The following is a 22,299-nucleotide window of genomic DNA, read 5'->3' as shown; positions in this document are numbered from 1 at the left end:
CTCCGCGTAGCTTAAGATCCCTGACTCAGAATGTTGTTGACCTCTTTCTCCACGGCATCCAGCGTCGCCTTGATATCCTTCCCGTTCATCAGAATCTCCTGCAGTCCCCGGGCCAGTGCAGAGTTGATATCCGCCGCACTTGGTACACCGACCATGTAATCGGTGGCTTTATCGAGACTCTGCGAGGAGGCTACCTTGGCTTCGGCTTCGAGTGAGCCGTCCGATTCGGTGAAGAACGGATCATCAATGGAAGCTTTGCTGGAAGGCAGCGTGTTGGCGACCTTGGAGAAGGCCGTCTGGTTCTCGGCATTGGTAATATAAGCAGCAAATTCTACAGCCTGCTCCGGATTCTTGGACTTCTGCGGCACGACCAGGTCCATGGAGTTGGACAGCCGCAGATTCGCCTTGCCTGTCGGCAGCGGTACAGCAATCGTATTCTTGTAGACATCCGGTGCGGAAGTCTTGATGAAATTGATGAATGTCGGACCGGCCAGCTGGAAGGCTACCTGCTCACCGGAGAAATACTGGATCTGCTTGCTGAAATCCGCATCCTCCTTCAGCACAACGCCCTCCTCCATCAGGTCACGCAGCTGGGAGATCATCGCTTCGGCTTCCGGCGTATTGAAGGCCGCCGCCGTCTTGTCCTCGTTCAGGATCGAAATCCCGTCGATCGGGAACAGCTTGGAGACCAGCTGCTGCGCATAGCCGGCGGCTCCGGTCTTCTCATGAACCTGGCGGGCCCACTCGACCAGTTCCTCACGGGTCTGCGGTGGATTCGCCGGGTCAAGACCCGCTTCTTCCACCAGCTTTTTATTCATGAACAGCACTTCGGTACCGGTGTACCAGGGAAGCGCGTAGGCTTTTCCATCAAAAACAGTAGAATTATAAATCCCTTCGAAGTAACTCTTCGCTTCTTCATCACTCAGATGCTCGCTCAGATCCAGCAGCGCACCCTTACTTCCCAATTGACTGGCGAATTCGGTGTTAAGATTCACGACATCAGGACTCTTGCCACTGGCTGTACTGGTCAGCAGACGCTGGGAGATCGCATCGTAAGGGTAATCCTTCCACTCCACAGTTACACCTGGATGACTGCTCTCATACTTGGCGATCAGATCATTGAAATAATCGTTGAACGTCGGTTGAAGCGCAATGGTCCAGAACTCCAGCGAGACCGGTTCCGCGTTGGGTGAAGTTGTGGCTTCGGTTCCAGGCTCCCCAGTGGCCCCCGCATTCGGCGTATTGGCCGTATTTCCATTTCCTCCACAGGCGGCAAGCAGCGTAGACATCATCATTACCAGCAAGAATGATACCGTAAAGCCCTTTTTCTTGTTTCTCACACAACATTCCCCCTCAGTATTGGTGTAAGAAGAGAATACGCATTGATGTCATGTTTTCTGACTCATTGCTATCTCTTTCACCTGGAGTATAGCAGATTATGGATTAATAATGAAGTATTTTTCCTGAAATAAAATAAAAAAAGAAATAATTTTTCTTTTTTCGGCTAAATTTTAAAATCAGCGGGTTGACTGCTTGTGAAAGAAGTCCGCTGCGAGTTCGGAGGGTTCTTACGATCGCTGTTAAAGCCCGATTTCCTGATGGTAACCTATCGTTTCTCCAGAATCCCGCAGGGCCCTCCGCTCTGTTCACACTTATAGTCAACCGCTGATTTTGCTTATAAGCCTCTTTTTCAGCTGAAATAATCTGGTATGTTATGTCCGAGTTTAGGTTGTGAACAGAGGGTTAGAATCGTTTCGGTTTCTATAACTAGGTGTGAGGAGACTAGGCCTGACGTGGATTGGAAGTTTGTGTGGAACGTTCAGTTCAGAGCAAATAGATGCGAAAGTGGTTACTACTTAGGACCCCGCGAGACTCCAAGCCCTTGAACTAGGTAACTTGTATTCTAGCGGACCGTATAGCCCCTATTTCCTCCTATCTGTGATCTTTTGACGTCTTACGGACCGTATAGCCCCTAAGTCGTCAAAACAAGACCTAACCCAAGGTTGTACTGTGGTATAGAGGCTCTTGGGTCCGTTAATCCTGCAAAACAGCCTATTTACAGCAAATAGAGGCTCCTGAGTCCGCAACCGTCTGAAATCGAAGCGAGGGTTACGAGCGAAGAGGGTAGGGGACCTAAGTAGTAACCAAATCTGCAACTAATTTCTAGTAAATCTGTACTCTAACGCTCAAAGGACGAAATTAGATGCCTTTTTGCATCTATTTCCTTCAAAACGGAGAAAAACCATTAATTAGATGCGATTTCGCAACTAAATTAATGGTTCTGTCCCACTTGCCCTTTCGGCGCTCCTTGTTTCCCTTTACCGTCCTCTAAGAGAGGTAGGTTCAGGCACTCCTACTCTTGGTTTAACGGGTCAAAGGTAAATTGCTTGGTGAAATATAGCGGCTTGCCCTGCTCCAAATGCTCTAGAAAATTCGAGATTTTGGATACAACATAGAGCCGTTTGACCCCAACCTTTAGTTCAAGAGTAAAGCTGTGATTGTACGCAGATTTATTAACTTTCAAAATGAATTCAAACTGCAGCTGTTCCTTATGATTAATAACCAGTCCGTCATTAACTGTCTCCTCCACCACAAGGGGCTCCTTGAAGAAAGAAATCAGTTGGTCTGCCTGCTGATAGGAAGTTTTAGATGCTGTTTTTTCATGTGAAGGAATTGAGCTTCGTAATAAGATTTGCCCCGCCTGTAAAAAGTTTCACCGCAGATATCTCTTATATCATTCAAATTAAAAAATAGCGTGACTTCCTCACATCCTATGATGATTTTTTTATGAAAATAGTATTATTATTGTACCAACATATTAGGTATAGTTAAAGTAGTATAAGGAGGCTAACGAAATGAACACAACGTTACGCAGTGAATCGGCCGAGGCCGTGATTAGCACACTTGGAGCAGAGCTGATCAGCTTCAGCCGACAGGATACCGGGGTGGAATATATGTGGAGCGGGGATGCCGCCTATTGGACCGGACGTTCGCCAGTGCTGTTCCCGATTATCGGTGCAGTCCGCAACGGGGAAATCAAAATTGGGGAACATACGTATAAGCTGGGCAATCACGGCTTCGCCAGACGCAGCGAATTCACCCTTGTAGAGGCAAGCGACACTACCGCAGTCTTCCTGCTGTCTTATAATGAGAACACGCTGGCCAGCTATCCGTTCCAGTTCAATCTCTACCTCACCTATACACTGAGTGGCAACCGGCTGGAGATTGGCTATAGGGTGGACAATATCGATCAACAGGAGATTCTCTTCCAGCTTGGAACACACCCGGCCTTCAACTGTCCTCTGAATGGACAAGGGGGTATAGAGGATTATTATCTGGAGTTTGGCGAGCCGGAAACCTTGGAGCGGTTGTTCCTGAATGACTCCGGTCTGCTGATCAATGGCAGAACAGAACCTGTGCTCACAGAAGAGCAGGTGCTGCCGTTGTCTCATGAAATGTTCTATGAGGGAGCGCTAATCTTCAAGGTTGTGGCTTCTCGCCAGATCGCTTTAAGAAGCAAACTTTCCGACGCTAGTGTATTAGTTTCCTACGAGGGATTCCCTGATCTTGGCATTTGGCAGCCGAAGGATGCCCCGTTCGTCTGCATCGAGCCATGGCATGGTGTAGCGGATGAAGAGAATTTCACAGGGGCCATTCAGGATAAAGCCGGCATCATCACGCTGGCACCGGGAGCACAGTTCAACAGTTCGCTGACGATAGAGATTAACTAGGAAGTGTCTTCAAATCTGAATTGTTTACCACTAGAGCATGCATAAGCAAGAAGGCCACAGCACCGGGCGGTGACTGTGGCCTTCTTGCTTAACTACGCACGTCTCAGGATGGTGAGAGGGCGAAGTGTCTATCAGACAGTACGCCTGCCCCCGCTGTCATAGACCCGGCCCTTCCAGCAATCCCAAGCTATAATCCGCCTCAATCTGTTCTCCTGTAAGCGCCATACTGTAGATCTTCAGTTCATCCATCATACCCTTATATGGAGTATCCCAATAGTTAACACCCAGGCCGAAGACCGCCTTCTTATCTTGGAAAATATCCGGGAATTGGCTGCCGGAATACCCCAGCTTGCCATTTACATATACGTTCACTGCTCCATGATTGACTGTAAATGCAACATGTGCCCATTGTCCAGTCTGCAGCGTCAGCTTCGTGGCTGCATCGTACCAGGCTGTGCCTGACCAGAGCATCGTGTGCTTCGTGCCGCCGATCGGCAGGAAGCTGATCCAGCTGTCCAGCGTTGCCGCCCCGAAGAAGGCAGGCGTATAAGCCGTCAGTTCCGCCGGATTCAGCCACATCGACACAGAATATACTCCGCTATCGAGCAGGCCGTCCGGCAGGCGGATGCCGGAGGCTCCGTCAAATACAGCAGCTTGGCCGGCAATCCCGTCACTATAGGTAATGGTTCCGACGGTGACGGCATCCAGTCTGCTGCCGGTCACGGTGCCTTCGCCCTCTCTGCCCAGCTTATCTGCCAGATTCCCGTCAAAAGCATAATGCGCCACAAGACCATCTGTCACCTTAACGCTGTAGTTTGCCGACACGCCACCGCCATCCGCCGCCGTTGCCGTAATCACCGCTGTGCCCAGCGATACGCCGGTGACTTCTCCGGTTGCGCCGTCCACCTTGGCAATGGAAGGATTACTGGAGCTCCAGATCAGCGCCTTATTCCCTGCGTTGCCAGGCAGGACGCGAACCGCCGCAGTATACGTGTCTCCTACACTAATTTCCTGCTCCGACGTGTCATAAGAAATCTCGCTGACCTTCACATCCGGGTCAGGCTCTCCGCTCACCAGCCATCCAATGCTCTCGGGCGAGAGAGCCCGCTCATAGATTCGCAAGGCATCGATCTTGCCCTTATAAGCTGCATCCCAATAATTAACCCCAAGGCTAAACACACCCTCTGATCCATTGAACACATCAGTGAAGCCAGTGCCTTCATACTGAAGCACTCCATTCAGGTAGCCCTTCACCGCTCCCTTGTCATAGGTGAATGCCAGATGATTCCATTGATTGGTCTTGATCTGGCTGCCCATACCTGCGCTATACCAAGCATTGCTGCCGAACCAGAGCATGGATTCCGCCGCTGAGGCAGTCCCCGCAGGCAGCAGGCTGATCCAGTTGTTCTGCGACGCTGCCCCGAAGAAGGCGGTTGTATGCGCCGTTAATTGCTGCGGATTCAGCCACATCGACACCGTATACGTGTTGCCTGCAATAAGTCCGTCTGGAAGCCGCACCCCTGAGTCTCCGTTGAAGACAGCGGCTTGACCGTTCATTCCTTCGCCGTAAGTTATCGTTCCTCCGGCAGTGTTCAGCAGATTTCCGGTTGTTATCCCAGCCGAGGTCCGGCTTGCCGCTTCCTGCAGATTGCCTTCAAAATCAAAAGCAGCCACCAACCCATCCTCCAGCGCATTTCCGGCTTGCTGTACTACAGTAACCTGGAACACCTTGGTTGCGGATGCCCCTGCCAGCGTAACCTCTGCCTTCAGTTCAGCCATACCGTCTCCGCTGCCCGCTTCTGGACGGATCACCTTACCTGCTGCCGTGACCACGGCTTCATTCGCTGAGGTCCAGGTGATCGCTGCCCCGCGCACAGACGTTGAGGGCAGGATGAGATCATCATATACACGGCTGGTATCTCCCAGGCTGAGTTGATAGGCGGCATTCGTCACCAATTGCTGGTTGCTCAGCGATTCGATCTGGCTGCCCCAGACTGCGACTCCCTTATTAGACAAAGCGCTGAACGTCATGACATGGGTCTGTCTGGTGGAATCCCACTGGCGGAGGAATACACCCTTGTAGGCACTCTGAACATTGTGGCCATCGACAGTTTCATTGAGATACAGATCAGCATAATAATCGTCCTTCAGCTCCCAGGTTCCGGTTACCGCACCGGCAACCGTACCATCTGCCAGCAAAGCGACCTCTACAGCAGGCTTGATCTCGGCGGTAATATCCTTGCCATGATTAATGAACTGATAAGAACCGGCGATCTCCGGCTCCGTTACAGCTGCAGCACTCTCGCCGGCATAACGATGCGGCGCTGCCACCGGCCAGCCGTCCTCATTCATGAGCATCTGATGCACCCTCACCTCATGCGCTTCGCCGCGGAACGGAAAACGGCTGTGGAAGACATTGAAGGTCTTGCCGCTCTCTGGTTCGTAGTACACGGAATTATGCCCTGCCGACACATAGCCATAAGTCGGGAAATCGACCTCCGCATTCAGATTGCTGAACAGGAAGTTTCCGAACAGCTTCACACCATAAGGCTCAATCGCTGCGTCATCAAAAAACGAACCTGCCGGACCATGCGCGTTAATCATATCCTGACCTTCGTAATCTACATATGGCCCATCAGGATTCAGCGAGCGGGCTACACGCATATTGTATCCCCCTACGGCATCCAGACCGCCAAAGGTTACATATAAATAGTAGTAGCCCGTGACCGGATCGTAGTTCACCATAGGCGCTTCAATCCGGCTGTGATTCTGGCCCAGCAGATGTTTGCCATTTCCCTGGCCCTCAAGCGGGAAGCCTGTCACCGGGTCCATTTCCAGAATGAATATGCCCCCGGAATAAGAGCCATATACCATCCACAGCTTACCGTCTTTATCGAAAAAAACATCCGGGTCGACCACATTCGGCAACACCGTTGCATCATATCCCGTAGCCCCGGACTTCAGGAATATACCCAAATCCTTGTAAGGGCCTTCCATATCGTCTGCTACGGCAATTCCCATCGCCGACAACGGCTGGCTGCCTTCGCAGGCATTGTAGTACATGTAATATTTGCCGTCCGCCAGCTGAATTACATCGGCAGCCCACAGCGTATCCGTCTTGGCCCAATCCAGTGCCTCGGCCAATTCAACCGTCACATCGCTGGTTTCGCTTTTGAACAGCTTGTTGCTTGGCGTAACCCCGGAATCAATTAGGGTCCAGTTCATGAGATCCTTCGATTTGGCAGCTCCCAGATGGGAGCCGAACACATAGTAAGTATCCCCCTCCTTGATAATAGAAGGGTCATGCACCGACACGTTGGTAAATACCGGCGGTGTTGCTGCCGGAACCGCCGTTGGTACGGAGGTTGGTACCGGGGTTGGCTCCCCTGTGGGCAACGGTGTTGCTGCCGGAGTCGGAGTCGGGGTCGCTGCCGGGGCGGTTGCCCCACCAGTGGATGGGTCCGCTATATAACCTCCGCCAGGTGCCGATGATGCCACAGCAACTGCGCTTGCCGCCGGCGCTGCCGATTCCCGGTCAATCCGTGACGCGTACTGCGGATCAAAGGTCACCTTGCCTGAGCCTGTAACCACTATGCGTTCATCGCCCTCCACAAGAAGCTCCCGGATCTCCGCATTCTGATCCACTTGAAGCACTGTCTTGTGGTGCAAGGTCATCTGGCCAATGCTGCCTGCCGCCAGGTGTATCCGGGTTTCATTCCTGGCTTTTACATCAACTTGATCAAAAGTACCGCTCAGCGTAACCGCCGCATCTTGGGGCAGAGTCTCGTTCACAACCACCCGGCTAAAGCCCGCTCCTGTCAAGGAGACATCCTCCTCCAGCTTGCCTCCGGAATACAGCTCAGTCAGGGGGATGCGGCTGCTGCCCTTTGCCAGCACACGCAGCTTGCCATTTTTCTTAGCTACCCTCAGCTTGGCAGCCTCAGTATTATTAAGGATTATGCTGTTTGCGCCACCTCCGTTTGCTACAATTGTGCCTTCTACCTTCACATTGTTCAGCACCACTTCTCCTTCGCCAATGCCTTCCGTGAGGTACAGATTACCGGCAATACGGGTATTCTCAAGCACTACATTCTGCCGGTTGATGATCACATTTCCCGCTTCAGCCATCGTATAAGTGCCCGGCTGGTTTACAATCTCCCCGGAAAGACGATTCATAAGCCGCACCACCTCTGCTCTGGTAATAGGTCTGTAAGCTTGGAAAGAACCATCTTCGTAACCGTTTACATATCCACTAGACACCAGGGTATCTACCGCTTGTCGGCTCCAGTCCGGCAACCCCGGCACATCCTTCAGCTTGCTGCTGTTCCTGGCAGAAGGGTCCAGGTGAAACAACCGGCTGAATACGACGGCAGCTTCCTGGCGGCTGACCGCCTGCTCCGGGGATATCCTCCCGTCGCTGTAGCCCTGAATATAGCCTGCTGCCACCGCTTTCTGCACATCTTGATAATTCTTGCTGCTTGCGGGAACATCGGTGAATTCCCTACCGCTCAGGGCTTCGAAGTTGAACAACCGGTTGCAAAGTGCCATGAATTCCGCGCGGGTGATCGATTGATCCGGTTTATAACCCCCCGCTCCATCCCCCTTGATTAGTCCCTTGTCTACCCATTTCCGGAAATCCTGCTCCGCCCAGTGACCTCTGAAATCAACTTCCTCAGTGCTGCCTGTGCTCCCTGCAGCTGACATGATTGGCCCAGGCATCAGTAATCCAACGCTAAGTATAGCAGCCAGAAATTTGTTCGGTTGTTTCATTTGTTATCTTCGCCTCCCATTCCTCCAGTTATAATAACGCTTACATTAAGAACTAAAAAAATAGAAATTCAGCAGCTTTTATTTCATAAAAACATAAAACAGTTCATTCTATTATGAACCTTCGTGTTGCCATTATTGTAACGATATTAAATCAAAACGTCAATAAGGATGTCCCGACCGCCATCATCTGGCTGCCGGAACATCCTTAAGTTATAAAGCAATATACGTATTATACTAATCGATCAGTTAGACTGGTCTGTAAGGCCCCATTACTCACTACGCAGTGCAGTAACCGGGTCTTTCTTCGCTGCCATCTTGGCCGGAATGAACCCGCCGATCAACGTAAGCACCACACTGATAATACCCAGACTCAGGGCATGCAGGGGATTCAGCTGGGCTACATTCGACAGCTCAGTCAGATTGTAGAGAATCGCGTTGACCGGGATCGTCAGCAGATAAGTGATGCCAATCCCCAGAATACCCGAGCAAGCACCGATGATAAAGGTCTCGGCGTTAAATACCCGTGTAATATCCTTCTTTCTGGCTCCTAAGGCACGCAGCACACCGATCTCCTTGGTGCGTTCCATAACAGAGATATAGGTAATAATTGCAATCATAATCAAGGAAACTATAAGTGAAATCGCGGCAAAAGCAATCAGCACCATTGTGATTCCGTCCATAATACTGCCCGAAATGTTGGTGACGATGGCAGCCAGATCGGTGTACATCACCTGATCTTTGGTATCCCGATCCGCATTCCACTTGTCCAGATAGGCCGTAATCGATTCCTTGGTTCCAAAATCAATCGGGTACAGCGAGACAGACGTCGGGATTTCTGTGGCTCCCAAAGAAGCAAGCACGTTCTCTTTGGTCAGGGACCCTGCCATACCTCCCGCAGCGCCCATGCCTGGAGCCATCATCGGCGGCATTCCGCCTGCGTCCATACCGGCTGCACCACTGCCTGATACAGCTTCTGATAGGACCTGACCCGTCAGCACATTAATATCTGCCTCCTGCTGGGCCAATACAATCTCCGACTTCTTCGCATCTTCAATGAAGGAAGTCGCCAGTTCATCAGAGAAGGCCAGCCCCGCAGGCAGCGTGGACATTCTTGAATCTTCCTGGCCGCGCAGCACGCCTACGATATTGAGAGTTACGGCCTTGTCGTTGTTATACAACTCCATTAGGTTCGAGGCTGTACCATTAACAACAAACTGCTCGCCATTCTTACGGTAATAGTCATTGTTCATGATCAGCTTCAGTTCTTTACCGACCACTTCACTGAAATCAATACTGTCTACGTTGTAGTCCAGCCCCAGAGCCGCAGTTGCCGCATCGGTCAGACGGTTATATTCATCCACGATAAGCACGACATCCGTCTTCTCGGAAGGGAAGCTTCCATCCAGCAGATCATAATATTGCTCCAGGTAACTTCCCGAACCATCACCCTGCTTGCTTGGATAAGGCGTAACGCTAAGGTTGCCTTTATCCAGCGTTGTCGCCTTTTCCCCATCGGAGAGGAGCATATTCATATTCACGGTGCGGGTATAGGAGATTCCGTCAATGAGTTTAGGATCAATTTTGTCCAGATACTCCATATATTCCTTGGTTAATACATTGGTATGCAGAATGGAATTTTCGCTTGGGTCATACGGATAAAGCTTCTTGTCCGCAGGATAAGCAGGCGGCTTGGTATCCTCCAGCGCAGCATGCTCCGAAATATCCACACTCATCGCGGTTTGATTAATCGAGATCGGGAAGTTGGAGAGCGCCCCGGCTTCATAAGAGCTGATCTGTTTATCGAATCCATTGGACAACGACAGAATTAAGGCAATGCCAATGATTCCAATACTTGAGGCAAAAGCGGTCAAGCCCGTTCTCCATTTCTTGGTCGAGATATTCTTGCCGGATAATTTAAGGGCCGTGAAGAAGCTCATGCTGGTCTCTTTGAGCTTATAGTTGCTGGAGGCCTTCTGAGTGGCCAGCGGGTTGCTGTCGGATATGGCATGCCCGTCCGAGAACCGGATCACACGGTCGGCATAACTCTCTGCCAGCTCCGGGTTATGGGTAACCATAATGACCAGCTTGTCTTCCGCTATTGACTTGATCAGCTCCATGATCTGTTCACTGGTTTCCGAATCCAGCGCGCCTGTTGGTTCATCCGCAAGGATAATGTCCGGATTGTTCGCCAGGGCACGGGCTATCGCTACCCGCTGCATCTGTCCGCCGGACAGCTGGTTTGGCTTCTTGTGGACATGCTCCTTCAGTCCAACCTTCTCCAGCACCTCAAGCGCCTTGCGGTGTTTCTCGGCAGAGGCTACCCCACTGAGTGTCATTCCCATCTCCACATTATCCGTAATGCTCAGATGCGAGATTAGATTATAGCTCTGAAAAATGAATCCCACACTATTATTCCGGTAGGCATCCCATTCACCGTCTTTGAAATGCTCTGTCGATTGGCCGTTGATGATCAGCTCTCCGCTGTCATATTGATCCAGACCTCCGATGATATTCAGCAGTGTTGTTTTGCCTGATCCGCTTTGTCCAAGAACCGCTACGAATTCACTTTCCCTGAAATTCAGGTTCACCTTGTTGAGTGCGACCTGTGTGAACTCCCCGGTCTTATAGCTCTTTGTAATATTTTTTAATTGCAGCATGTAAGCATGTTCCCCTTTCCATCCTTGTCTCTCTACTTGCTGCTCCCAGTATATCTCCCCAATGTAAACTGAACCTAAACGGAGACTGTTTAGATTGAATTGATCTTGATAAGCTATACTGGAAATAATCAATAATACGAATGTTTTGTGGAGGGATTACTATGTTTAATGTCCTTGTCGTTGAGGATGACAGCAAGTTACGTCAGCTCTTCTGTACCGTCCTATCCCGCAATGGCTACCGTGCGCTGCCGGCCGCAGAAGGAGAAGAGGCTCTATCCGTTCTGGACAAGGAATATGTCGATTTGATCATCTGCGATATTATGATGCCTCAAATGGATGGCTTCGAGCTGACCCGGACGCTCCGTGACAACAACAATACTCTTCCAATTCTCATGGTGACGGCGCGCGAGAACTTTGCCGACAAGCAGCAGGGGTTCCTGGTGGGAATAGACGATTATATGGTTAAGCCAATTAATGTCAATGAAATGATTCTGCGGGTCGGGGCGCTGCTGCGCCGTGCACGGATTATCAGTGAGCGACGGATCGAATGTGGCGGCACGCTGCTGGATTATGATTCGTTAACCGTCTTCTACCCGGAGGGCAGCCTTCTGCTCCCACAGAAGGAATTCTATTTGCTATATAAGCTGATCTCCTATCCGAATAAAATCTTCACCAAACAGCAGCTGATGGATGAGATCTGGGGGATGGATTCGGAGTCTGACGAGCATACGGTGGTTGTCCATATCAACCGCTTGCGGGAGCGGTTTAAGGCAAGCCAGGATTTTGAAATCGTCACAGTTCGTGGACTTGGCTATAAGGCGGTGCGGCTGGGATGAGACATCAGAAGAATAAAGGCTTGTGGTGGTATTTCGTATCCTTAGTCTTCATTATTATCCTTGTCTTCATCCTGATCTCTTCTCCCTTAGTTTTTCTCTATATTCATTTCGGCAATTTAGATGCACATGGCAGGAATCCCTTCCCTCCCGTGATGACGATTATCCTGTTCAGTCTGGTGATTGGTACAACCATCACGATTATGGTGGGCCGCAAAATATTGTCCCCCATTACCGGCTTCAGCAATGCGGCCAAGGAAATCGCGAGCGGGAACTTCCATATTCATCTGGATGAATCCCACCGGGTCCGCGAGATCCGTGAAGTGGCCCATCACTTCAATATCATGGTTCAGGAGCTGCGCAGCATCGAAACGCTGCGGAATGATTTCGTGGTCAATGTGTCCCACGAATTCAAGACGCCCCTTGCAGCTATCGAAGGATACGCTACACTTCTGCAGGAGCCGAATCTCACCAGAGCAGAGCATGATGAATATACAGGCATGATTATAGACAGCGCCCGGCAGCTCTCCAGCTTGTCCGGAAATATTCTCAAAATCTCGAAGCTGGAGAACCAGGAAATGCTCACCGAGCTGATCAATTACCGGCTGGATGAGCAGATCCGCCAAGCCTTGTTGTTGCTGGAATCGTTATGGGCTCCCAAGCAGCTGCTGCTGAATCTTGAACTAACGGAGCTGCTCTATTACGGAAATGAAGAGCTGATGCTGCAGGTGTGGCTGAATCTCCTTGGCAATGCGATCAAATTCACCCCGGAAGGCGGAGAAATTTCAGTCACTCTGCAGCTTACCGACAGCGGAATCTCGGCCAGTATCACTGACACAGGCATAGGCATGACCAAAAACGTACGGAAGCATATTTTCGAGAAATTCTATCAGGGCGACCCTGCCAGGTCCGCCGAAGGCAACGGTCTGGGGCTGCCGCTGGTCAGCCGGATTGTCAGCCTGAGCGGGGGAACGATCGAGGTGAGCAGCGAGCCGGGGCTAGGATCTACCTTTACCATTGTGCTGCCAGTTGCAACCTGATTCAAGGTATCGCCTTGGACAGCTCCCTGGCATCAGCGCTTCCCTGCAGGCAGGGATTGTGTCTGGCAGAGGCAACAACATGCTGGCTCCTAAAGCCAACGTAACCCGCGCTGAAGTGGCCGCTATGATACACCGTTTCCTGCAGAATGCCGACCTGTTCTAATCAGGAACCGCACGACTTTCAGGCAACACTAACAGCAAAAACAGCTCAGAAAGCATAAACAAGGTGATTCTCAGCCGTCAGATTTACGGTTGAAGAGTCACCTTGTTTTCTTGTTACTGCTTAGGACTCCGTATGGTAAGAACAACAGAGACTCAGCTCCATAATTAGGGAGGCGAATAATTAGTTGCGAAAACGCATCTATTTGCTCCGAAGGTTCCAGGGCAACACTCTAAATCCTGGCTGGAACGTAAGTAGTAACCTTTTTGCAGCTATTTTCTCTGAAACGCTCCGCACAACCTCCTATATCCTCGCTGCGATCTAAGCAGTAACCTTAATTGCAGCTAATCTCCGCTCAGCTACAAGCTTCCCGCCGCTGTAGCTTCAATCTCAATCAGCAGCTCCTCGTGGATCAGCTTGCGGACCTCGACGGCAGAGCTGGCTGGGGGATGCTCCAGATTGACATATTGATCCCGGATCTCCCGGACCACCTGCATCTGCGAAATATCGGTCATAAAAAAGGTCAGCTTCACAACATCATGAAACTCAAGTCCGACAGCCTGCAAGGCAGCTTCGATATTCTGAAATACCTGCTTGGTCTGCGCACCCAGATCCCCTGCCCCACTAACTCTCCCTGCGGATTAAAAGCCACCTGCCCGGATATATAAATCGTCCTCGAGTTCCTCACTTCCACCACATGGGTATAACCGAAGGTTGCCGGCATCGTTTCAGGATTGATGAATTTCACCCGTTCATTGGATTGCATCTGATACTCTCCTTTTGACAATATGGGATATTTTACCATTACAAGCTCATACTTTGTAACTAACTATACATGATGAACTTAAGATTAGCACCCTTGACAACTCCAACATCCCGCACCTATTATAGTAAGGTGAGATATGACATTGTTCATTTCCACTCAAAAGAGCTTTGCAATCCAGCAGTTTGCATAAAGCGATTAAAGGGAACCCCCCTTTGATCGCTTTTTTTATTTTAATTTAGGATGGTGTGCGGATATGAAAAAAAGAGTTACAGATGTACTAATGGTTATTCTAGGGGCGTTTATCTTTGCGGTAGGCATTAATGTGTTCGTCATTCCGAACGATCTGGGAGAAGGCGGCGTAACCGGGGTGACGATCATCCTCTACTATGTATTCGGCTGGTCCACTGGCCTCGTCAGTATTATTCTGAATTCGATCCTGCTGATCATCGGCTATAAGTTCCTGGATAAAACCACTACCGTATACACAATCATAGCTGTGGTCTCCCATTCACTGTTCCTGCAGCTGACCCGTGACTGGTCCATACATTCGAATGAACTGACGGTAAATGCAGTATTCGGTGGTATCCTCGCAGGGGTGGGCATAGGCATTATCATTCGTGCAGGCGGAACCACCGCAGGCACAGTCATTCTGGCCCGGATTGCCAATAAGTATCTGGACTGGAATATCAGCTATGCGCTGCTCTTTTTTGATCTGATCGTGGCGTTCAGTTCTGTGTTTGTGATCGGTGTGGAAAAGCTGATGTTCACCATTATCCTGCTCTATATCGGAACCAAAGTGATGGAATTCATCATCGAAGGCTTGAATCCGAAGAAGGCGGTCACCATCATTTCCACAAATCACGATCAGATCGCAGCCAGAGTGAATGCGGCCATGGACAGAGGGGTTACCGTGCTCACGGGTTATGGTTATTTCACCAAAGCCCCGAAGGAAATCCTGTACATCGTGATCAGTAAACAGGAAGTCTCCCAGTTGAAAAAGATCGTCCAATTGGAGGACCCTTCCGCTTTTATCACCATTCATGATGTACGCGATGTGTTCGGGGAAGGGTTCATTGATATGGCTAAATCCTGAGTCTTGCTTTGTATTATTTGATGAAAGCTTGATCTTTCTCCAGAGTAATACTACTATGAATGAAAACAAATATAAGGAGAGAACCGTTATGAAGTGGTTATTTCTTATCCTTACGCCTTTATCCGCTATTGCTTTTGGCAGTATTTTTGGATTCGATGCCTATATGCTGATAATCGGTGCCGTAGCCGGTCTTGTCAGCTCCTTTGCGATTGCGGCTTATCTGGACGCCGTCAAGCGCGATGATCGGGATTACGGATATTCCAAGGAGTCCAACCTAAATAATGCTGATTACAATAACTTGATCTAAAAACATCCCCCGTCCTTGCTGGACGGGGGATGTTTCTTCCTATATTAACCACTTTATTTCTTCGCAATAATCATCAACCGGTGCTCCCTGCTCTCCACGTACCCTCTACTTTCCAGCTCCTGCTGGAGTAGGCAGAGCTGCTCGTAACAACGATCCACCGAGAAGCCGGGGAATTCCCACTCGATGATGGAAGCCCAATAGACCAATGCACCGATGTCCCGGAACCGTGCATGCGGCAAACACTCCTCGCTTACACTGATGGTGAACCCCGCCTGCTTCAGTTCCTCCACATTCCAGGCAAGACTGAAGTCAGGGGCAATCTCAGCCGTGCTGCTGCCCAGCAGAAATCCGGCCAACTCCCTGTTGTTCATTCCGCCCACCTGCTGGGTCACGAAGCTTCCTCCCGGCTTCAGCACTCTGTACAGTTCCTTCGCCGAGTAGGCTGCTTGGCGGTTGATCACCAGATCGAAGAAGCTGCTGTCAAACGGCAGCTGATCTTGGCTGAACACCTGCCGAACATCTATACCATGGGCAGGAAGCGTGTTGGCACACAGCTCATAGTTAGGCGGATACGCCTCGGTGGCATAGGTACGGCCTCGCGGCGGATTCAGCGACAACAGAAATTCCCCACCGCCTGTTCCCATATCCAGTACCCGCTCAGCTTCCTTCATGTAATCCAGCACAACCGCCTGATAATCCCAAGGCAGCGGGTCCTTGATTACCCTGCCCGCCAGATAAGAGAAATCCCATCCAACAAACGCCTTCTCTGCTTCGGACTTCCAAATGTTCATGAACTCATTTCTTTTCATTAGCCTTTTGCTCCTCTCATGTATCCAAGCGTGCAATCCAACATGAGGCAGGTGCGGCCAACTGATAACAGGTTCTTGCTCTTAAGCCCGGTGCAATCTGTTATCAGATTTGCTGTGGCCGCACCGGGCAGATACCGAATTTAATCACCATATCCAAGTCCCTCCTTCTCGTTCGCCGTTCTCTATCATTACTATTAGCTTACCAGCTATTATGGCATAATGAAAGAATCCCCAAGAGAACGGAGGATTCCCTATGAATTTAACCGAGAAGGTTCAGAGCCTGCCCTTGCAGCCCGGCGTCTATCTGATGAAGGACAGCCTGGGCCATATTATTTATGTAGGGAAGGCCAAATCGCTGAAAAAACGGGTGCAATCCTATTTCTATAACAACAAAGGCCATTCCCCCAAGGTGAAGCGGCTGGTCAGCAATATCAGGGATCTGGAGTACCGGCTTACAGACACCGAATTCGAAGCCTTTATGCTGGAATGCCGGCTTATTAAGGAACTGAAGCCGATGTACAACCGCAAGATGAAGAACCCGCTTGCCTATACCTACATTTCCATCCGCAGTCAAGGAGGCAGACGTCAGATTGGAGTTACCGGAGATCCCTCTTCTGGAGGAGAAGGCCTGTTCTTTGGCCCCTATACAAGCAGAAGCACGGTCGAGCGGGCCGTTCAGGGCCTTAAGGAGCATCTGTGCATTCTCTGTAGCGGCTCCCGCCGTCCAGGCGCTCACTGCCTCAACTATTCACTCGGGTTATGTATGGGAGTGTGCGCAGGTGGTGAGGCCGTGCGATTCTATGAAGAGATAATCGATAGAGTAATTGCCCTGCTGGATGGAACCGATCTGCGCATTATGGAAGAAATGGAGCAGCGGATGAATGTGGAAGCGGACCGGTTCCATTTCGAAGCTGCCGCCGCCCTCCGCGATTCCCTAGGCCAGGTCCGCTTTCTGGTGCAGAAGAAACAGGTGATCCATTTTGCTGAAGAGAACCGCAATATTGCCATTGTTGAAACTATGGACGAGCATACGCTGAAGCTGCTGCTGGTCAAAGGTAGCCGCCTGCTGGGACAGCTCAGGCTGGAGAGCAGCCATCCTCAGAGCAACACCAAGCTGCGTGACACGATTTGTACAGCTATCACCGAAACCTTCGGCTCGCCATCACTCATTGAAATGACTGAGATTGGCCGCAATGAGATTGACGAAGCGCAGATTATTTACAGCTATCTCACAAGCACCAGCGTAAGCCATCTTGTAATCCCGGACGAGTGGCTGGTCTCCCCCGCAGACCGCAGGCTCGCTGATGCAGTCGGCACACTGCTTGCAGAACACGCGGAGCTCAGCAGCCCTGTCGACTAACTTGCGCTGCGTCCATCGTTAATCCCGATATCCGACCCGTCGTTCTTGGCAACCTGCACTCTTCGCTTAGGTTCCGGTATTCCGGTCCTCCAAGCGGCAAAACCCAGTCCCACCTTCTAAATAGCAAGCCGGGAACGCAGCCACTGCGCCGACTGCTTCATATAGGACAGCTGATCTACAGCATCAAAATGCTCAATCGCGAACGTATCCTCATACCCGTCTGCCTTCAGCCGGCTGATCAGCTCCTCCAAGCGGATGATCCCTGCGCCCACACTAGAAGGAAACAGCGCTTTGCCATCGATTGTGATTTTGGGCGTCCCGCCGTTGCCTTCATCCAGCGAACGGTCTTTGCAGTGAACATGCACAATAGTTGGCGCAAGCTTCGAGTAGGCCTCCAGCTCGTCTTCTCCCCGGTAGATGAAGTTGCCTGTATCGAACGTGCAGCCAAGGGCAGGTACCTGCTCCAGAAACCACAGCAGCTCCTCCGAGCCGGAGAATGGCGCACGGGCATCATCGAAATCCTCCAGGGTGACAGTTATCTCATGCTCTGCCGCATAGTCACACATCTCTTGCAGGGCAGCAGCCATACGATACAGAGCATCGTTCCGTTCTCCTGCACTGGCACTCTTTTCAATGAAGCCTGGGATCACCAGCACCTTGTCCGCCTCCAGATAGGCTGCCAAATCTATGAATTCCAGCCCCGGCTCCACACTGGGATCGTTTCCAAAATCAAAGAAAGCATACATCGAAGCCACCCCCATGTCCGCCGCCTCCAGTGACTGCATAAGCACCTCCGGGTCTGGCCGCGCCTCGTCCAAATCCAGCTCTACTGCCTCGATGCCGAAGCCGCGAACCTGCACCAGCACCTCATCCACGCTGAGGCCTGTCTGCTTAGCTGCCTCCACAATATGATTATAAAATACAGAGATTTGCATCTGCTGTTCCTCCCTATGTGTATCGTTGTATTTTCACTATAACAGCAGGAATCCCGGTTCACCAGAATATTGGCATTAACTCCGCTTCCGGGCAATAATATGCGTGAAGACAGCTATATCTCGATAGGGGCTCTGCTTGCCCGCCTCCATTTCCAGCTCTGTGACTTGTTTATGCCACTCTTCATCCTGTTTAAGCTCATTGTCTGCTATGTACCCGTATAGATTATGTATTCCATAATGCTCTGCAATCTCATATCCTGCTTCATGCAGCCATTCTGTCAACTGCTCATAGGAATACACCGTAATGTCCGTCTGAATAATACCGCTATATTCCTGACTGCTGCCCATATTCGCCAGTGCACGTTCAGGATCTTTTAGAATAATGGCTTGTTTCATGACCTTGGCAACCGGATTATGGGCAATCAGCGACAAGTAGCCTCCCGGCTGCTGGCACTCTCGGATATAGGAGATGACCAACTGTGGATCAGCGCTGTACTCCAGCACATTATGGCATAGAATCCAATCATAAAGTCCAAGCAAATGAGCCGTCTGTTCGAAGGAATCCTTGATATAACTCACCTTTTCCCCACCCGCTTCCGCAATGGCAAGCATCTCCGGTGTAGGCTCAATTCCGGTTACCCGGTTCCCTCTGCGGCTATATTCATTGCTGGATATCCCGAACCCGCAGCCAATATCCAATAACGATTGCCCCGTCAAAGTCAGAAAGTCGTCGATTTGTCTCCAGGCTGTCTGATAGAACAACCGGCCCCAAGGCATAGTCGTATAATGCAAATACTGCTCCCAAGACGCCGAGAAAGCGTTTACTGTACTCAATGTGATCAACTGCCTTCCAAGTGGAATCATTGATTTTTATTATTGACTATAAACTTTAACCCACTCTATAATCAACAAGGTATGTCACATTCCAGATGCTGGAATTAATCCTATGAATCAGTGAGGTTGGAGCCCCCATGTTGATATCCTTAATGGTTGCTGTACTACTATCCTTCTCCTACAGAATACTCGAACGTCTAATTGGCTTATGGAGTCCGAAGCAGACCCGGTATACGGTTTATTACTGGGGCATTCTGCTCATGGCGGCAAGCTTCTTCTTTCAAAACAATTACATATTCCACACCCCACACCATATCATCAAGGCGCTACCCGTATTCCTTGTGGTGCTGGCCGTGAATGTGGTGATCTCGCGAAATTCCGGTTACCGTCCGGAAGGAACCTTCCATCGGCTGAACTTCATGATTACCTATCCGGTTCTCGAGGAGATCGCTTTCAGAGGGTTAGTGCTGCCTCTGCTGGTGCAGGTTCCACTGCTGGGCGAGAGTTATCAGTTTCTGTACGTCACGGAGATCAGCTTGGCCGTTCTGCTTACAGCCTTTCTGTTTGCCGTCTCTCATCTGCAATATTACAGGCTGAACAGACAGAGCATGATCTTCATGGCCTATGCCTTCTCCGGCGGCTTATTCTTAGGAATCATTGCCCAGTTCACCGAATCCATTCTGTTGACGCTCCCCTTACATATCACCTTTAATGCCACGGCAGTCTATTATGCTTCACGGACCGTTTCGGCCGGGGCTTAACGACTCACCATTCCCTATTACACTAAGATGCTAGTCGAGCAGAGTAAGCAGTGTGGCAACAGCATTATCCAGAAAAATCCGCTCCGGGCGCGACTTCATCATCACCGTAAGGCCGATCAGAAAGATCACAAAGGTCTGAGCCAGCACTCTTGGCTGGATCTGCGCCCCCAATTCACCCGACTGCACACCTCGCTCCAGCGTTTCCTGAAAAATCGTCGCCAGATACATCTGGTGCTCCCGGGTCAAAATCTCAAATCTCTCATCATGAGGCGCAAGCTCCACCATTGTATTGATACAAAAGCAGCCTCTGCCATCCCCACCTTCATATTCCTCCGCCACCAGTCCTCGGAAATACTCCCGCAGTGCTGCTTTCGCTGAAGACTGGCTCTGCAGCTTGCTCCGCACCTCTGCCGCATGCTTGCTGGCGTATTTACGCAGCGCGGCTTCGAATAACTGCTGTTTGTCCCCAAAAGCTGAATAGATGCTGGGGCGCTGGATGCCCATCCGCGCAGTCAGATCGCTCAGAGAGGTTGCTTCAAAGCCTTTCTCCCAGAACGTCAGCATCGCCGCCTCAAGCACCTCATCCTCGTTAAATTCTCTTTGTCTGACCATATATTCACCGCTCCATTTCATATCAATCAGTATAAAATGATCGTATACCTTTCAGCAGCATATGTCAAAAATCCACAGCAATTTTTCAACATACTATTGACATCAATGATTTAGCAGGGTATATTTTCTCTATTCTTTTCATACCGATTAGTACGTTATGATGTTCGGTATGGAACTCCTGAGAGGATGATCTACAGAATTGGATACTACGTTCCATAAAAGTACGGATCAAAACACTGATCAAGTTCCCCCCGCCTCCTCGTTGTCCCGCTCTATGGCGCTATTATTTGCCATTGCCTGCGGGCTTTCAGTCGCCAACATTTATTACGCCCAGCCTCTGCTGGACACGCTGGCAGAGGATCTGCAGGTTGCCCCCTCCTCTATTGGCGTCGTCATCACAGTTACCCAACTGTGTTACGCGCTTGGGCTGCTGCTCCTGGTACCGCTCGGCGACCTGCTCAACCGGCGCAGGCTGATCGTCACCCAGATGCTGCTGTCCACAGCCGCTCTGGCAGCCGTCAGCTTCGCACCCACATTCACGGTGCTGCTGGCTGGCCTCGCCGGGGCCGGACTGATGGCCGTGGTAACGCAGGTGCTTGTCGCCTACGCAGCCAGTCTGGCTTCGCCGGCGGAACGGGGGCGCACGGTTGGGCTGGTCACCAGCGGTATTGTCATCGGCATCCTGCTGGCAAGAACAGTTGCCGGTCTGTTGACCGATTGGGCCGGCTGGCGCTCAGTCTATCAGTTCTCTGCGGTGCTGATGCTTATACTGGCAGGCGTTATGTTCCGCGCACTTCCCCGCCAGGACGTGGACAAAGCCACTTTGTCCTATCTCCAGCTGCTTCGTTCTGTACTCGCCCTGTATAAACAGGAGCGGATTCTGCGTGTGCGGGCCGTGCTGGCGCTGCTGATCTTCAGCGCCTTCAGTATCTTGTGGACCTCGCTGGTGCTGCCGCTCAGCGCACCGCCTTATGAGCTGTCCCATACGGCCATCGGCGCCTTTGGTTTGGCCGGGGTTGCGGGAGCTTTGGGGGCCGTGCAGGCAGGCGGACTGGCAGACCGCGGCTTCGGAGAGCGGACCACCGGGATCGCGCTGCTCCTGCTGCTGCTCTCCTGGCTGCCGCTCTCCTGGCTGGACCGCTCGCTGACCGCGGTTGTGATCGGCATTATCTTGCTCGATCTGGCAGTTCAGGCCGTCCATGTTACGAATCAGAGTCTGATTCTGCGTGTACGGCCGGAAGCCCGCAGCCGGCTTACTGCCGCTTATATGGTATTCTATTCCATCGGCAGCGCGGCTGGCTCCATCGCATCGACTACCATTTACGGCTACGCCGGCTGGAGCGGGGTATGCCTGCTGGGAGCCGCCGTCAGCGCAGCAGCGCTGCTGTTCTGGCGGTTGACGCTGAAGCCTTCGCAATCATAGGGATGCTTAGTATTTGGCTCTTGGCGTTTAGTTTTTAGCGTTTAGTTTTCATAAACCCAATCCATCTATTTAGTTGCGAAGCTGGTTACTACTTAGGACCACTGAGGATGTGAATGCTGCTACACAGATCCTTTCAAAAAAATTAGATGCGAAAACGCACTTAATTTCAACGAAAACGGCTGTTAGAAGATAAATAAGTGCGAATATG

General features: G+C 50.9%; 17 protein-coding genes and 1 pseudogene. 9 read left to right on the top strand and 9 right to left on the bottom strand.

All coding sequences use genetic code 11. From position 1 onward, the window contains the following. Positions 1 to 11: 11 nt before the first annotated feature. Positions 12 to 1,340, bottom strand: a complete 1,329-nt coding sequence (locus B9T62_RS02115; RefSeq protein ID WP_245864308.1) for an ABC transporter substrate-binding protein — start codon at positions 1,338 to 1,340, stop codon at positions 12 to 14. A gap of 1,013 nt (positions 1,341 to 2,353) precedes the next feature. Then, positions 2,354 to 2,590 carry a hypothetical protein gene (locus B9T62_RS02110; RefSeq protein ID WP_087913755.1) on the bottom strand — a complete coding sequence of 79 codons (237 nt, stop codon included), beginning with the start codon at positions 2,588 to 2,590 and terminating at the stop codon, positions 2,354 to 2,356. Positions 2,591 to 2,855: 265 nt separating this feature from the next. Between B9T62_RS02110 and B9T62_RS02105 the strand changes: the two genes are divergently transcribed. Next, positions 2,856 to 3,731: an aldose 1-epimerase family protein gene (locus tag B9T62_RS02105; RefSeq protein ID WP_087913754.1), complete on the top strand. Its 876-nt coding sequence runs from the start codon at positions 2,856 to 2,858 to the stop codon at positions 3,729 to 3,731. Between the two features lie 156 nt (positions 3,732 to 3,887). Here the strand turns inward: B9T62_RS02105 and B9T62_RS41155 are convergent, their stop codons facing one another. Both B9T62_RS41155 and B9T62_RS02095 read right to left on the bottom strand, forming a co-directional pair. After that, on the bottom strand, positions 3,888 to 8,501 hold the full coding sequence (locus B9T62_RS41155) for a LamG-like jellyroll fold domain-containing protein (RefSeq protein ID WP_087913753.1): 4,614 nt from the start codon (positions 8,499 to 8,501) through the stop codon (positions 3,888 to 3,890). Positions 8,502 to 8,770: 269 nt separating this feature from the next. Continuing rightward, on the bottom strand, positions 8,771 to 11,158 hold the full coding sequence (locus tag B9T62_RS02095; RefSeq protein ID WP_087913752.1) for an ABC transporter ATP-binding protein/permease: 2,388 nt from the start codon (positions 11,156 to 11,158) through the stop codon (positions 8,771 to 8,773). Between the two features lie 161 nt (positions 11,159 to 11,319). Between B9T62_RS02095 and B9T62_RS02090 the strand changes: the two genes are divergently transcribed. Genes B9T62_RS02090 through B9T62_RS41150 form a run of 3 tightly spaced genes read left to right on the top strand, consistent with a single transcriptional unit; the run spans position 11,320 to position 13,194 of the window. After that, positions 11,320 to 11,994, top strand: a complete 675-nt coding sequence (locus B9T62_RS02090; protein ID WP_087913751.1) for a response regulator transcription factor — start codon at positions 11,320 to 11,322, stop codon at positions 11,992 to 11,994. After that, positions 11,991 to 13,031, top strand: a complete 1,041-nt coding sequence (locus tag B9T62_RS02085; protein WP_087913750.1) for a HAMP domain-containing sensor histidine kinase — start codon at positions 11,991 to 11,993, stop codon at positions 13,029 to 13,031. The genes B9T62_RS02090 and B9T62_RS02085 overlap by 4 nt, the downstream gene beginning before the upstream one ends. After that, positions 13,009 to 13,194, top strand: coding sequence for an S-layer homology domain-containing protein (locus B9T62_RS41150; protein ID WP_087913749.1), 186 nt, complete (start codon positions 13,009 to 13,011; stop codon positions 13,192 to 13,194). The genes B9T62_RS02085 and B9T62_RS41150 overlap by 23 nt, the downstream gene beginning before the upstream one ends. A 356-nt stretch (positions 13,195 to 13,550) precedes the next feature. Here B9T62_RS41150 and B9T62_RS02075 read toward each other — a convergent pair. Next, a pseudogene (locus tag B9T62_RS02075) lies at positions 13,551 to 13,957 on the bottom strand (RidA family protein). A gap of 253 nt (positions 13,958 to 14,210) precedes the next feature. Here B9T62_RS02075 and B9T62_RS02070 point away from each other — a divergent pair. Together B9T62_RS02070 and B9T62_RS02065 are read left to right on the top strand one after the other, a co-directional pair. Continuing rightward, positions 14,211 to 15,050, top strand: a complete 840-nt coding sequence (locus B9T62_RS02070) for a YitT family protein (RefSeq protein ID WP_087913748.1) — start codon at positions 14,211 to 14,213, stop codon at positions 15,048 to 15,050. An 88-nt stretch (positions 15,051 to 15,138) separates the two neighbouring features. Next, the gene (locus B9T62_RS02065) at positions 15,139 to 15,357 is read left to right on the top strand and encodes a hypothetical protein (protein WP_087913747.1); all 219 of its coding nucleotides are present in this window, start codon (positions 15,139 to 15,141) and stop codon (positions 15,355 to 15,357) included. Positions 15,358 to 15,410: 53 nt separating this feature from the next. Here the strand turns inward: B9T62_RS02065 and B9T62_RS02060 are convergent, their stop codons facing one another. Next, a complete protein-coding gene (locus tag B9T62_RS02060) occupies positions 15,411 to 16,166 on the bottom strand; it encodes a class I SAM-dependent methyltransferase (protein ID WP_087913746.1) in 756 nt (251 codons plus the stop codon). Positions 16,167 to 16,419: 253 nt separating this feature from the next. Here B9T62_RS02060 and B9T62_RS02055 point away from each other — a divergent pair, with 253 nt between their 5' ends. Beyond that, positions 16,420 to 17,526: a GIY-YIG nuclease family protein gene (locus tag B9T62_RS02055; protein WP_087913745.1), complete on the top strand. Its 1,107-nt coding sequence runs from the start codon at positions 16,420 to 16,422 to the stop codon at positions 17,524 to 17,526. Positions 17,527 to 17,642: 116 nt separating this feature from the next. Here B9T62_RS02055 and B9T62_RS02050 read toward each other — a convergent pair whose 3' ends face one another. Both B9T62_RS02050 and B9T62_RS02045 read right to left on the bottom strand, forming a co-directional pair. Then, complete coding sequence (locus B9T62_RS02050) at positions 17,643 to 18,461, bottom strand: sugar phosphate isomerase/epimerase family protein (protein ID WP_087913744.1); 819 nt, start codon at positions 18,459 to 18,461, stop codon at positions 17,643 to 17,645. 75 nt (positions 18,462 to 18,536) lie between these two features. Further along, positions 18,537 to 19,295: a methyltransferase domain-containing protein gene (locus B9T62_RS02045; protein WP_157685405.1), complete on the bottom strand. Its 759-nt coding sequence runs from the start codon at positions 19,293 to 19,295 to the stop codon at positions 18,537 to 18,539. A 137-nt stretch (positions 19,296 to 19,432) separates the two neighbouring features. Between B9T62_RS02045 and B9T62_RS02040 the strand changes: the two genes are divergently transcribed. Further along, on the top strand, positions 19,433 to 20,056 hold the full coding sequence (locus tag B9T62_RS02040) for a CPBP family intramembrane glutamic endopeptidase (RefSeq protein WP_087913742.1): 624 nt from the start codon (positions 19,433 to 19,435) through the stop codon (positions 20,054 to 20,056). A 30-nt stretch (positions 20,057 to 20,086) separates the two neighbouring features. On the opposite strand, the gene B9T62_RS02035 is transcribed toward B9T62_RS02040, so the two are convergent. Next, positions 20,087 to 20,668, bottom strand: coding sequence for a TetR/AcrR family transcriptional regulator (locus B9T62_RS02035; protein ID WP_087913741.1), 582 nt, complete (start codon positions 20,666 to 20,668; stop codon positions 20,087 to 20,089). Between the two features lie 274 nt (positions 20,669 to 20,942). On the opposite strand from B9T62_RS02035, the gene B9T62_RS02030 reads away from it, so the two are divergent. Next, complete coding sequence (locus tag B9T62_RS02030) at positions 20,943 to 22,091, top strand: MFS transporter (protein WP_087920093.1); 1,149 nt, start codon at positions 20,943 to 20,945, stop codon at positions 22,089 to 22,091. Positions 22,092 to 22,299 lie beyond the last annotated feature (208 nt).

Origin of the sequence: Paenibacillus donghaensis, assembly GCF_002192415.1 — a bacterium.
Lineage (GTDB): Bacteria > Bacillota > Bacilli > Paenibacillales > Paenibacillaceae > Paenibacillus_AQ > Paenibacillus_AQ donghaensis.
The sequence above is the reverse complement of the archived record's forward strand: the minus strand, read 5'-3'. Positions and strand labels throughout refer to the sequence as shown.